Below are 12,924 nucleotides of genomic sequence, written 5' to 3'. Positions count from 1 at the left end.
ACGGTTTGTTTTTTAGTCGGAGAGTCAGTAGCACTATTTTCTGCTGCTGACTTTCTTTGTTTATGTGAATTTGATTTTATTTGATTTACGGACATAAAAAAAGGAGTACCGCTGTACTCCAACCTTTGTTAACCTTAAAATCTAATACTATGAAAAACACGATGCAAAGATACGGACTTTTGGGTAATAGGCAAACGTTTTGTTCAAGAAAGTGTGTTTTATAACATAGTTTAAGAGTTGGCTCGTTGTCGTTTAGAGCCTTTTGTCTATTTGTACGACACGCTCTAAGACTTTTGAGATAATTTCTGACGATTGCACTTGACAGGCTGTTAAAAGTAACGCGGACTTCCACGATTGACGGTTTGTCGACCTGTGAAAGCCCGCGTTTAAATGAGCTATTAATAGCAAGAGAAAAATGTTTATTATAACTTCTTAAATTTGTAGACAGCAAAAGTCATTGCGCCGATTTCGGTATTCAAAGTATTTCCTTCGATGTTTACGGCAGATTCTTTCGGCACGATAGCATTCGGATTGTCTAACGTGTTTTCAGCATCAAGGTTGTCTGAGTGAAGCGTAATCAGTTTGCCTTCGCCTAATTTCTCTGACTTTTTCAAACCTTTAAATTCCAGATTGATGGCTTGAGCTTTGTCGGAGGTATTGGCTATTTTGACAATGTAAGTCTGGGTAGGTTCATCCCACACGGCGCTTGCAAACAGTCCGTTCTGACCTTCCTGACCGCTTACTGCCTGTTTGTTCATGGTGAGCGGAACAACGTTAGTTCCCTTGTTGTGTCCGTATAATGACTGTACGTACCAACTGCAAGAGCGTACAGAACGCAGGTTGTCGAACCAAATCAAGTCCGGACGCCATTGCCATCCTTCTACATGAGCCAGCAGCGGAGCGTAAGTAGCCATGTGAACTACATCGGCATTGCGTTCAACCCCTGTAAGGAAAGCAGCTTCGAGCAGTGAGGCATGGAAATGATTCCATTTCTTTCCGTCGCCGTGGCAAGCATATTCACCGGCAAATACTTTCGGCCCTTTGCGGTCGTAATTATCATAGCGGTTTCCTGATTTCAAGAACCAGCTTTCCGGACGGTAGAAGTGTTCGTCTACAAGGTCTACTTTGAGTTTCTTCATTTCCGGCCATAAGTAATCGAAATCTTCGCCTTCAGACTGTGGACCGGATGAACCGATAATTTTCATATCAGGATAAGCCTTGCGGATGGCTTCGACAAACAGCTTCAAGCGTTCCGGATATTCAGGTCCCCATTGTTCGTTACCTATTCCGATGAATTTCAGGTTAAATGGAGCCGGGTGTCCCATGTCGGCACGCAGTTTACCCCATTTCGTATTGGTGTCGCCGTTTGCAAATTCGATGAGGTCGAGTGCATCTTGGATATAACTGTCTAATTGGTCTACGGGCACGTGCGCTTTCGGATCGTCGTTCTGATATTGGCAAGACAAGCCGCAGTTCAGTACCGGAAGCGGTTCGGCGCCCATGTCTTCGGCAAGCAAGAACAGCTCATAGAATCCCATGCCGTAAGTCTGGAAATAATCCGGGTAAAAGCGGTGTGGGAACGTATAATGCCAGCGGTTTTCGTTAATCGGTCGGTTTTCTACCGGTCCTACCGAGTTTTTCCAGTTATATCGTGTAGCCAAGTCTGTACCTTCAACGATACATCCGCCGGGGAAACGGAATACTCCCGGTTTGGTATCAGCCAAAGCCTGTACAAGATCTTTGCGCAAGCCATTTTCGCGTCCTTTCCAAGTATCTACCGGGAATAAAGAAACATGTTCCAAATCTACGCTGCCCGGCGATGCAAGGAATATGCGCAGGTGAGCCTTTGCTTGTGTTTCGCCCGGAGTAAGGATTACTTCGTATTTTTTCCACTCTTTCGAGTTGATGGCAACGTCTTGCGAAGTGATCACCTGAGTTTCTCCCATCGAAGCATTGTTAATCAGCTCTACCTTGATTTTTTGATTCTCGCCGCGTGCCCACACCGTAAAACGGTATTTTTCGTTTGCTTTGATACCGATTCCGAAGAAGCCTTCGTTTTCGATACCCGTACGTTTGTGAGCATGTCCCGGGTCGGAAAGACGTACATAGTGCGGATTACGTTCAAACGGTCCGTCGTTTTGAAGAGTTACTTTTCCGAAGATGTCCCATCCCATGAAGTTCTGCGGAAAGTCGAACGAACGGTTTTTTACCAGTTCGGCATACAAACCTCCGTCTGCGCCGTAATTAATGTCTTCAAAAAAGTGTCCATACATGGTCGGTTGGATTTCTGCCCCGATTTTGTTGGCTTGAATGACCATGTTATTTGCGTTTTGCGCATTCAGGTTCATGCCGGCTGATAACGCTAACGCCGATAAAAATGCTAAGTGTTTGTTCATGGTTAGTAATTATTGATTATAGTGCGTGACAAATATAATAAAAAAATTATTTAAAAACTCCTTCTGTTGTCATCTGAATGCGCTTGATTGTGCCATCCGGATTATATTCTAACAGGTCGGCACAAACGGCACGGCGGAATCCGCATCCGTGAGGGTTGATGCTTCCGTTGTGATAGATGAAATAAGTCTTTCCTTTGAACTCGATAATTGCTTGATGATTGGTATTCGAGTTTCCTGCCAGTTCGTTCAATATTCCCTTATATTCCCACGGGCCGTTGATGTTTTTGCTCATGGCGTAACAGAGTTTTTCCGGAAACTCGGAAGCAAAAGACAGATAATACCATTCACCGTGCTTGTGTATCCATGGGGCTTCTGTATAGCGCGGAAGGTTAATCGGCATGATGGGACCGTCTAACTCAATCATGTTTTCTTTCAGCTTGGCATAATAACATTGTGTATTGCCCCAGAAAAGATAGGCTTGTCCGTCATCATCGATAAACACTGTGGGGTCGATGTCGTCCCACGGGATGGAAGTGTATTGGGTAGTCATGTCGTTTGTAATCAAAGCTGAACCGCGTGCATCCTTAAACGGTCCTGTTGGCGAGTCGGCCACAGCCACACCGATGGATTTTCCGGGGATGGTGGCATGTTCTACGGTAACATACCAATAGAATTTGCCGTTGCGTTCGATGACCTGACTTGCCCATGCTTCGCCTTTTGCCCATTTAAATTCTTTGGCTTTAAACGTATAGGCATGTTCGGTAAAGGTCTTCATGTCTTTGGTAGACAGGATGCACCATTCGTTCATCAGGTAATACTGTTCGGGTGCAGGGCACTCATCATGTCCGGCATAAATATATACTGTACCGTCGTATACCATAGCAGCAGGGTCGCCTAAATATTTGTAACTTACAATCGGATTGCCGGTGGCAACAAAGGTGGTGTCTTTCTCCGCAGCAGAAATGGCGGAAGTAACGGCTGTCAAAGCCAAGAAGCATAAAAGTTTTTTCAGTGTGTTAAACATGTTTTTCATTCTTTTTTTGATTTCTGTATGTAACACAGACAAGCATCATGATACTTGTCTGTGTCTATACAATTAACTAACCTCTTTCTATAAACCGGTATGAGTGGCTTATTACGGATGCAAAAATAGAGGGCAACTGGTGTTGGGAGGTGGACATTTAATTTTCTTTGGTGGACTTTTAGCTCATTGTCTGTATTTTCCTTAGATTGGATTTGTTCTGATGATTGGGAAGAATTATATTTGTTGACGGAATGAATAAAGTTGTAATATGAAAACCCACATCTTGTCGTTGTTGTTATTGATTGTATTTTCTTTTGGAATGAAAATGCCGGTTTCTTCTCAGAATGGAGACGGGCGTTATCTTTTTATGCATTTGACAATGGACGATGGCTTGCCCCAGAATTATGTGGAAGATCTGATGAAAGATAGTCAGGGCTTTCTTTGGGTTTCAACCGGCGGCGATGGGGTTACGCGCTACGATGGTTACGAGTTTGTTACTTTTAATACCTTTTCGGGAGAGACGAGGTTAAAGAATAATTTTGTCAGGAAATTCTGTGAAGACCGTTACGGACGCATTTGGATGGTGGGTGAACGGGGGCTGGATATTTTGGATGTGAAGAGTCTTCGTAAAGTGGAGCCGCAAAATTTAGGAGAGAAATTCGCGGCATTCCATATCAGATATTCCACTTTTGTTTATTGTTCGGAAGCAGGGAATATTTGGATGGGGGCAGACAATGGATTGTATAAAATATCTTTCCAGCCTGACGGAAAGGTTGATGCCATCGTAAAGATTTGCGACCTTTATTTATATAACCGCAGTCTCGCTTTTTGTGAAACAAACGGATATATCTGGTTCGACTATTTAGGGCGTCTTTGCTTGGTAAAAGAGTCTTCTTCCATGCCTCAGCAGCCTTTACCCTGTCCGGAATCATTGTCTTTGCCGGTCAATACAGTAATGCTTTGTATGTTTTATTGGCAGAATGATATGTGGATAGGTACGAATACCGGTTTGTATCGGTATAGTGTCAATTCGGGAGTTATGAAAACGTATCAGTACGAGGAGAATAATCCTTATTCTTTGTCGCAGAATTATATTACAGATATAAATCTTACTCCGGACGGCATGTTGGTTGTAGCCACACTGAAAGGTCTTAATTTATATAATGCTGTAACAGATGATTTTATTAGAATCCAACAGTCGGAGGCAGGGAATGATGTATCCGGATTGAATTGTAATTTCATCAACTGCCTGTTGGTTGACGACAACATGGTATGGGTAGGTACGGAAATCGGAGGTTTGAATAAAATGATTCCTTCACGCTTGCAAATACGTAATTATCGCCATTCGCAACTGGATAAGAGCAGCCTGTCAGGGAATCTGATAAATGCAGTTCTTGAAGAAAAAGACGGTACTCTTTGGGTCGGAACGGTAGAAAGGGGGTTGAATGTACGCCGTCCGGATGCAAAGGGCTTCGAGCACTATACTACGGCATCGCCTGCGCATTTGAGTCATAATTCGGTAAGTGCATTGGCTTCTGACGGGCAAGCGCGTCTTTATATCGGAACATGGGGAGGAGGATTTGGATGGGTGAATAGTAAGAATCTGGCAGATAAAAGTTTTCATCATATAACCGTGCCCGAAACTCCCGGGTTAGAACAGTCATTTATCGGTGTCTTGCTTTTCGATTCTATCAATCGTTTATTATGGATAGGGACGAGTAATGAAATTTTGGTTTACGATCCTCAAACAGAAAAAGTAAGCGATCCGTTTGACGGAAAACGCAAGGAAAATATTTTTGGTGCGTTAGGCGGATGTATCACTCGGGAGGGAGTGTTATGGATGGGAACATCGGCCGGGCTTTATAAAATCGATTTACATTCTTATAAGAAAGGTACGCTTGATTATGTGCTGTACGACCATAAACTGGATGAACCTTCGGTGGCGGTTGTCGAGCGTATTACGTCTGTTTTTCAGAGTAAAGACGGTAACGTATGGGTAGGGACAAACGGAAATGGTTTTTATCAGGTTACCGAAGACAAGAACACTTGTCGGTTTAAGGCATATCGTGTTAGCGATGGGCTGATAAACAATAGCGTGCGTGGCATTTGGGAAGATAATGAAAACCATCTTTGGCTGGCGACTAACAACGGATTGTCTTGTTTTTCTCCCAAAGAAGTTTCGTTCCAGAATTATACGAAACATGACGGACTTCTTTGTAACCAGTTTTATTGGAATGCTACCGGGGGCTCGTGTAACGGGGCTGTTTATGCGGGAAGCATTGAAGGGCTGTCGGAAATTCGTTTGATGCCGAGGGTAGAAGAGGCTGTGGCTTCTCCTTTGGTATTTACAAATCTGCATAGCTTCGATCGGAAACTCTCTTTGGATGAGGGTAAGCTATGCCTCCATGAACGTGACAAGTCGATTTCCATCAGTTTCGCATCGTTGGATTATAACCCTTCCACGTTAGCATGTTACACCTATCGTTTAGAGGGATTTAATGATAACTGGATTACTATGCCTGCCGGTCAGCACGCGGTCACATATACGAATCTGCGTCCGGGTAAATACACTTTCCAGTTGCGTTACTCTTCGGATGGGAAAAACTTTGTTTCTCCCGTTCGCGAACTCTCCATCGTGGTGCAGCCTTATTTTTATAAGACAATCTGGTTCAATCTGATTGTAGCATTCATCTTGCTGTTTTTCTTGTATTGGCGTTATCGCGCATTAAAGAATCAGCAGAAGTTGCTCCATACGATGGTTGAAGAGCGTACACATGAATTGGAAGAACAGAAAAAGTTACTTTCCGACCAGACTTTGGCTTTGTCTCGGCAGAACGATTTGCTGCGCGACTCGAATGCAAAGATAACGACTCAGAAAAACAAAATATTGGAGATGTCTCGTAAGCTGGAAGCGATGACGGTAGACAAATTGGCCTTTTTTACGAATATCACTCATGAGTTTCGTACTCCGCTTACGCTGATAGTGGGACCTATTGAGCGTGCGCTGAAGTTGAGTTATAATCCGCAGGTTATCGAACAGTTGCAGTTGGTAGAACGTAACTCGAAATATCTTTTGTCGCTGATAAACCAGTTGATGGACTTCCGCAAACTGGAGGAGGGACGGATGAAAATAGCCGTAAACCACGGCAATCTGAACCGTTTCTTGCAGGAATTGATGCCCTCGTTTACCGATTATGCCTTGAATCGGGAAATCGATTTGCAGTTTTATGTACGTTTGCATAATCCGTATATGATGTTTGCCGAAGATGTCATGCGCAAGGTGCTGACCAATCTTATCAGTAATGCACTGAAGTTTACTCCCAAAGGAGGGCGTATCGGAGTCTACGTGGCGGAACTGAGCGGTTCGGGAGATGCAGGGCGACTGTTTATCAGCGTGCGCGATACAGGTAAGGGGATTCCTCCTGCCGACATCCATTTAGTCTTCGACCGTTTTTACCAAGCGGACAACCAAAGTCTTGACTCGATAAGCGGACAGAGCGGCACAGGTATCGGGCTGTATCTCTGTAAGCGGTTGGTGGAATTGCTGGATGGCAGTATTTCAGTGAAAAACAACCGGAGGCATGGAGCTACATTTAGAGTGATGCTACCGATTACACGCACTACCGACGAATCATTTAAGGAAGAAGATGAGGAAAGTGGCGAACCTCGTTTCGATATTCCGCGCAACAGTAAACTCACCATGTTGGTTGTAGAAGATAATAAGGATATGCGCGGTTATATCCGTTCGATTCTGACGGAATATTATAATGTATTAGAGGCTTCGCAAGGGGAAGAGGCGTTGCAGGTATTGAAATCGTATGATGTCGATTTCATTATCAGCGACTTGATGATGCCTGTCATGGACGGTATGGAACTTTCGCGCCGTGTAAAAGGTGATTTTGCCATCTCGCATATTCCTTTCCTGATGCTGACGGCGAAAACATCAGATGAAGCGCGCTTGGAGAGTTACAAGATGGGGGTTGACGCTTATCTGCTGAAGCCTTTCGACGAGAATATGTTGCTGGCGCGTATCTCGAATATCCTTGAAAACCGTAAGCGGTTGCAGCAGCGGTTCTCAATCGAAATGGATGCCGACCGGTTGGGGATTGAAGAAGGGTCGGGTGATAAGAAGTTCCTTGATAAAGCAATGAAAGTGGTAAAAGAGAACTATAAGAATCCGGAGTTCGAGGTAGGCGATTTCATCCGTGAGATGGGTATCAGCAAGAGCCTGCTGAATAAGAAGATGCAGAGTCTTACGGGGCAGTCGGCAGGTCAGTTTATGCGAAATTACCGGCTGAATCTTGCACGTGAACTTTTGCTGAAAAATAAGGTGAACCGTACGATGAACATTTCTGAGATTGCATACGAAGTGGGATTCAATGACCCGAAATATTTCACGCGGTGCTTTACCAAGCACTTCAACGTTACGCCCAGCAGCCTGCTGGAAGAGTAGTTTATGTATGCTGAAAACGCTTGCGGAAGCAAGGAATATTTCTATTCGGAAGGTTAAGTAACTTATGCGGTAAGACTGACCGGTTCTATGGGTAGTATTTTCCGGCGGGAATACGTTTGTCCACCCTTTTCGTTCTTTTTATCTACTTCGCGAGGGGTGAAAACTTTTAAATTTGTAGACAAAGAATCGATAACCGATTAGAAATTAATTCATTCTTAATATTTTACCATTATGAAGCATAACTTACTACTATCTGCGTGCTTGCTGGTTGCAGTAAACGCTGCGTACGCTGATACTCCGGTAAAAACGGCAGTTCCTTCGCGAGAGATTCCGATAGAGCAGGTCATGACACACGACCCGGTACTTGCACGGCAGGGAGATCGATTTTATCTTTTCGCCACGGGCGAGGGTGTTTCGGTCATGTCATCGTCTGATTTGAAGACTTGGAAGTTTGAGAAGCCGGTTTTTGAGGAAGCTCCTCAATGGGCGGTAGATGCCATCAAGGGGTATCACGGACATACGTGGGCACCGGATATTATTTATCACAACGGCTTGTATCACCTTTTTTATTCTTGTTCGGCTTTTGCCAAGAATACTTCGGCTATCGGCCATGCCACTAATCCTACGCTCGACCCTTCTGATGCACGGTTTAAATGGACGGATCAAGGAAAAATCATCCAGTCTGTACCTAACCGGGATATGTGGAATGCCATCGACCCTAATATCATTATAGACGAGGCTGGCACACCGTGGATGAGTTTCGGCTCGTTTTGGGATGGTATCAAAATGGTGAGGCTGACAGACGATTTGGCACGAGTTGCACAACCGGAGGAATGGTATTCGCTGAGTCGTCGCGAGCGTTCGTTTGAGTTAGACGATAAAGATCCGGGCGACGGAGCGGTGGAAGCTCCTTTCATCATGAAGCATGGCGATTATTACTACCTTTTTGTTTCGTTCGATTACTGTTGTAGGGGGATGAAGAGCAACTACAAAGTAGTAGTAGGACGTTCGAAAACTGTTACGGGTCCCTATCTGGATAAAGATGGGAAGTCAATGGCTCAGGGAGGCGGTTCATTAGTGATTCAAGGAAATGCTGATTACGTAGGAGTGGGACATAATGCAGCCTACCATTTTGATGGAAAGGATTATTTTATCTGTCACGCTTACTCTGCGAAAGAAGACGGTGCTCCTAAACTGATTATCCGCGAAATGACATGGACACCCGACGGATGGCCTATCGTAGCGTGGTAAACATAACAATCCCCCTTCCCGATGTTTAGGCATGGAGAAGGGGGATTGTTTCAGGAAAATATTCAAATATCCTGATCGGAGAGGGTTATATCGAATCGGCGGCACGGCGGATACGATTGGATAAATCGTATAACGCCTCACGGAGTTGTTGTTTGTTCATCGTGATTCCTGTTTTATTATTCATTGGATTTGGGAGAAAGTTCTTTCAGTGGTTTGCCGAACAGCGGGTGGATTTCGTTTCCGGCTATTTCTATAAGAGGAAGCATTACGAAGTCTCGTTCCGTCATGAGAGGATGAGGCAACGTCAGCTCAGGCGTCTTGACTATGCAGTTGTCGTACATCAGTAGGTCGATGTCTATCAATCGGTCGCAGTATGTTCCGTTTACCGATTTAGTAGTACGTCCCAATGTCCGTTCTATTTCTTGGGTAAGCCGTAATACTTCAAGCGGCGAGTATGAGGTTTCCACCTCCGCCGCAGCATTAAGGAAATCGTTATCAGACGTAAATCCCCACGGAGCCGTTTCATAGAAAGATGATTGCGATATAACTTTCCCTATTTTTTCGTTTATCAGTTTGATAGCCTGTGTCAGGTTGTCCGGTTTGTTTCCTAAATTTGTTCCTAATCCTAAATATACTTTCGGCATACGTTATTACGTAAAAACAAGGGCGGGTCAATCCCGCCCCACATATAATGATGCTTAGAGCCTGTTTAAATTTTCCGATTAAGTATTTTCATCCGCCCCTTTTTGAGTTTGTTTCCGGTCTGTTTCCCCGTTTTTACTCGTCAGATAGCCCGCTATCCTCCTCGTAAAAGCCGAAAAACATCCTCGAAAACAATTCTCAAACCGCAGGCAGAGCAAAATTTAAACAGGCTCTTAGTAGATGGTTGCTCCCGAAAATTTACTTTTCCAGAATCAGCATGGCGTCGCCGTAAGTACCGAAACGGTAATCTTCTTTCAGCGCCGTCTGATAAGCGTCCATAATCAGTTCATAACCACCGTAAGAACATACCAACATGAGCATGGTAGAAAGCGGCATGTGGAAATTGCTTATCATGGCGTTTGCTACCGAGAAGTCGTAAGGCGGGAAAATGAATTTGTTCGTCCATCCTTCGAATTCTTTCAGGTGTCCGTCTGTACCTACGGCTGTTTCGATGGTACGCATTACGCTGGTACCTACGGCGCAGACCTTGTTTCCACGGTCTTTTGCTTCGTTTACGATGCGGCAGGCTTCAGCATCCACAAACATTTGTTCAGAGTCCATTTTATGTTTAGTCAGGTCTTCCACGTCGATGTCGCGGAAATTACCTAACCCGCAGTGCATGGTGATAAAAGCAAAGTTGATTCCTTTTATTTCCATACGTTTCATTAGTTCGCGGCTGAAATGCAGTCCGGCGGCAGGAACGGTTACAGCACCTTCGTTTTTCGCATAGATGGTTTGGAAACGCTCTTCGTCTATCGGTTCTGCCGGACGGTGGATAAACGGAGGAAGAGGCGGTTCGCCCAGCGCATAAAGTGCTTTCTTGAACTCGTCGTGCGGTCCGTCATAAAGGAAGCGGAGCGTACGTCCCCTCGAAGTGGTATTGTCAATGACCTCTGCCACCATCGAGTCGTCTTCACCGAAATAAAGTTTGTTTCCTATACGGATTTTACGTGCCGGATCTACCAAAACATCCCAAAGGCGAAGCTCTTCGTTCAGTTCGCGCAAGAGGAATACCTCGATGCGCGCACCGGTTTTTTCCTTGTTTCCGTATAAACGTGCCGGAAATACTTTGGTGTCATTAAAGATAAACGCATCTTGATCATCGAAGTAGTTCAATATATCTTTGAACATAACGTGCTCTATCTCCCCGGTAGCTTTGTGTACCACCATCAGGCGAGACTCATCTCTGTACTTGGCCGGATAGAGTGCAATTTTCTCTTCCGGCAATTTGAATTTGAATTGTGACAGTTTCATCTTCTTCCTTTCTTTCCTTAATCGTTTATAACATCAATATCTTGTTTCTCAAGCCATGCTTCAAAGCCGTCAACCTGCATACAGTCTGCCAGTTTCACATCGCCCACACGGGTGCGGATAAGTCCGGTAAGGTGTGCTCCGCTGTGGAGTGCTTCGCCGATGTCGCGTGCCAATGCCCGGATGTACGTACCTTTGCTGCAAACCACCCGTATTTTAATTTCCGGCAGGTTACACTCCAGCAGCTCTATTTCGTCGATGACGAGTGTTTTCGGTTTCAGTTCCACCTCTCCGCCTCGCCGTGCAAGGTCGTAAGCGCGTTTGCCGTCTACTTTGCAAGCCGAAAAAGCCGGAGGTATTTGTTCGATTGTACCGACAAATTTCTTTAAAACGTCCTCTACCATTTCAGGAGTGATGTGTTCGGTAGGGTAAGTTGCATCGATTTCTTTTTCAAGGTCGAACGATGGCGTAGTGGCTCCCAACTGCAGTGTGGCGATGTACTCCTTGGTATGATATTGGAACTCCTCTATACGTTTCGTTGCCTTTCCGGTGCAGATAATCATAACCCCCGTAGCCAACGGGTCGAGTGTTCCGGCGTGTCCCACCTTTATTTTCTTAACTCCCAGCTTGCGACTGATGTGATATCTTATTTTGTTGACTACCGCGAACGATGTCCATCGCAACGGTTTGTCGAAATATAAAACTTCTCCTTCTTTAAAGTTCATCAAGCCAATTCCAAATTATAACCTAAAAACGACATTATCAAAATAATAGCCCCAACGATAATCCGATACCATCCGAAAGCCTTGAATCCGTATTTCGTAACGAAATTGATAAAGAATTTGATGGCAAGCAGTGCCACGATAAAGGCTACGATGTTTCCAACAATCAGCGGGGTAAGATTGTTTGTTATGATTTCCGTTCCGCCTTCCATGAACAGCTTTGCCATTTTATATACGGTAGCGGCAAACATGGTGGGCACGGCAAGAAAGAACGAAAATTCGGCTGCTGCCTTGCGGGTGAGCTTCTGTGCCATACCTCCTACGATGGTTGCCATTGAGCGCGATACTCCGGGAATCATGGAAATACATTGAAACAGTCCGATAACGAATGCCCGTTTTTCCGTCATTGGCGTATCCTCGCGTCCTGTACCGAAAATGCGGTCGCAGAACAACATGAATATACCTCCTACAATCAGCATCACAGCCACTACGGTTACGCTTTCCAGCATGGCATCGATGGCATCGCTGAACAGCAGGCCCAAAACGGCTGCCGGAATGAATGCTACCAGCAACTTCCAGTAGAAATCAAACTTATGTATAAACCGTTTTACGGCAGAAGCACCTTCGGGAGCCGGTTTGTGATTCAGACGGAAAAAGCGTTTCCAATACAGGCATACCACCGAAAGAATGGCTCCGAACTGTATGATGAAGGTGAAAGCCTTGACAAATTCCGTACTTTCTACTCCCAAGACGTGTTGTGCGATAATCATGTGTCCGGTAGAAGAAACCGGAAGGAATTCGGTAAGACCTTCTACTATCGCGATGACAATCGTTTGAAATAAGTTTAAATCTCCCGCCATTAGTGTTCGTTTTTAGAAGTTGAGTCATCGGCCGGTTTGCGCAGGATGCCGTAAATCATGAAGATAAATCCGGCAAAACATACGATGGGGGCTACTTTGACCCGCCGTACGCTGAATATGTCCGGGTTGAACGCCGTTTCCGACGAACCGGAACCACTCATCAGCAAGAAGCCGATGATGATAACTACCATGCCGATGGCAAGCAATAGAAAGTTGGTCTTATCAAAAGCAAAGTGTTTTTTATCCATAATGGTAATAAAAAAGT

General features: G+C 44.8%; 9 protein-coding genes. 2 read left to right on the top strand and 7 right to left on the bottom strand.

The features are described 5' to 3' along the window. Positions 1-422 precede the first annotated feature (422 nt). Positions 423-2,396: an alpha-L-arabinofuranosidase C-terminal domain-containing protein gene (locus tag M3085_RS07600; RefSeq protein WP_249052698.1), complete on the bottom strand. Its 1,974-nt coding sequence runs from the start codon at positions 2,394-2,396 to the stop codon at positions 423-425. 46 nt (positions 2,397-2,442) lie between these two features. Next, positions 2,443-3,429: a glycoside hydrolase family 43 protein gene (locus M3085_RS07595; RefSeq protein ID WP_410554400.1), complete on the bottom strand. Its 987-nt coding sequence runs from the start codon at positions 3,427-3,429 to the stop codon at positions 2,443-2,445. Positions 3,430-3,688: 259 nt separating this feature from the next. Here M3085_RS07595 and M3085_RS07590 point away from each other — a divergent pair, with 259 nt between their 5' ends. Together M3085_RS07590 and M3085_RS07585 are read left to right on the top strand one after the other, a co-directional pair. Continuing rightward, the gene (locus M3085_RS07590; RefSeq protein ID WP_249052697.1) at positions 3,689-7,873 is read left to right on the top strand and encodes a hybrid sensor histidine kinase/response regulator transcription factor; all 4,185 of its coding nucleotides are present in this window, start codon (positions 3,689-3,691) and stop codon (positions 7,871-7,873) included. 231 nt (positions 7,874-8,104) lie between these two features. Beyond that, a complete protein-coding gene (locus tag M3085_RS07585) occupies positions 8,105-9,124 on the top strand; it encodes an arabinan endo-1,5-alpha-L-arabinosidase (RefSeq protein WP_249052696.1) in 1,020 nt (339 codons plus the stop codon). A gap of 176 nt (positions 9,125-9,300) precedes the next feature. Here the strand turns inward: M3085_RS07585 and folK are convergent, their stop codons facing one another. The 5 genes from folK to M3085_RS07560 all read right to left on the bottom strand — a co-directional run bounded on the left by folK (position 9,301) and on the right by M3085_RS07560 (position 12,907). Next, positions 9,301-9,768: a 2-amino-4-hydroxy-6-hydroxymethyldihydropteridine diphosphokinase gene (gene folK / locus M3085_RS07580; RefSeq protein WP_178256800.1), complete on the bottom strand. Its 468-nt coding sequence runs from the start codon at positions 9,766-9,768 to the stop codon at positions 9,301-9,303. A gap of 256 nt (positions 9,769-10,024) precedes the next feature. Next, positions 10,025-11,080, bottom strand: a complete 1,056-nt coding sequence (queA, locus tag M3085_RS07575; protein ID WP_178256799.1) for a tRNA preQ1(34) S-adenosylmethionine ribosyltransferase-isomerase QueA — start codon at positions 11,078-11,080, stop codon at positions 10,025-10,027. 17 nt (positions 11,081-11,097) lie between these two features. Then, the gene (gene truB, locus M3085_RS07570) at positions 11,098-11,802 is read right to left on the bottom strand and encodes a tRNA pseudouridine(55) synthase TruB (protein WP_178256798.1); all 705 of its coding nucleotides are present in this window, start codon (positions 11,800-11,802) and stop codon (positions 11,098-11,100) included. After that, complete coding sequence (locus tag M3085_RS07565) at positions 11,802-12,659, bottom strand: undecaprenyl-diphosphate phosphatase (protein WP_249052694.1); 858 nt, start codon at positions 12,657-12,659, stop codon at positions 11,802-11,804. Before M3085_RS07565 ends, truB begins: the two co-directional genes overlap by 1 nt. Then, positions 12,659-12,907, bottom strand: a complete 249-nt coding sequence (locus M3085_RS07560; protein ID WP_178256796.1) for a DUF3098 domain-containing protein — start codon at positions 12,905-12,907, stop codon at positions 12,659-12,661. The genes M3085_RS07565 and M3085_RS07560 overlap by 1 nt, the downstream gene beginning before the upstream one ends. Positions 12,908-12,924: the final 17 nt, after the last annotated feature.

Origin of the sequence: Bacteroides caecicola, from assembly GCF_023337095.1 — a bacterium.
Lineage (GTDB): Bacteria > Bacteroidota > Bacteroidia > Bacteroidales > Bacteroidaceae > Phocaeicola > Phocaeicola gallinarum.
Note: the sequence above shows the minus strand (reverse complement) of the source record. Positions and strands in the feature narration are given on the sequence as shown.

Bases quoted from the DNA above. Each gene is read 5' to 3' on its own strand.
- M3085_RS07585 (WP_249052696.1), top strand. From the start codon at position 8,105: ATGAAGCATAACTTACTACTATCTGCGTGCTTGCTGGTTGCAGTAAAC.
- M3085_RS07590 (WP_249052697.1), top strand. From the start codon at position 3,689: ATGAAAACCCACATCTTGTCGTTGTTGTTATTGATTGTATTTTCTTTT.
- truB (WP_178256798.1), bottom strand. From the start codon at position 11,802: ATGAACTTTAAAGAAGGAGAAGTTTTATATTTCGACAAACCGTTGCGA.
- M3085_RS07560 (WP_178256796.1), bottom strand. From the start codon at position 12,907: ATGGATAAAAAACACTTTGCTTTTGATAAGACCAACTTTCTATTGCTT.
- M3085_RS07600 (WP_249052698.1), bottom strand. From the start codon at position 2,396: ATGAACAAACACTTAGCATTTTTATCGGCGTTAGCGTTATCAGCCGGC.
- folK (WP_178256800.1), bottom strand. From the start codon at position 9,768: ATGCCGAAAGTATATTTAGGATTAGGAACAAATTTAGGAAACAAACCG.
- M3085_RS07595 (WP_410554400.1), bottom strand. From the start codon at position 3,429: ATGAAAAACATGTTTAACACACTGAAAAAACTTTTATGCTTCTTGGCT.
- M3085_RS07565 (WP_249052694.1), bottom strand. From the start codon at position 12,659: ATGGCGGGAGATTTAAACTTATTTCAAACGATTGTCATCGCGATAGTA.
- queA (WP_178256799.1), bottom strand. From the start codon at position 11,080: ATGAAACTGTCACAATTCAAATTCAAATTGCCGGAAGAGAAAATTGCA.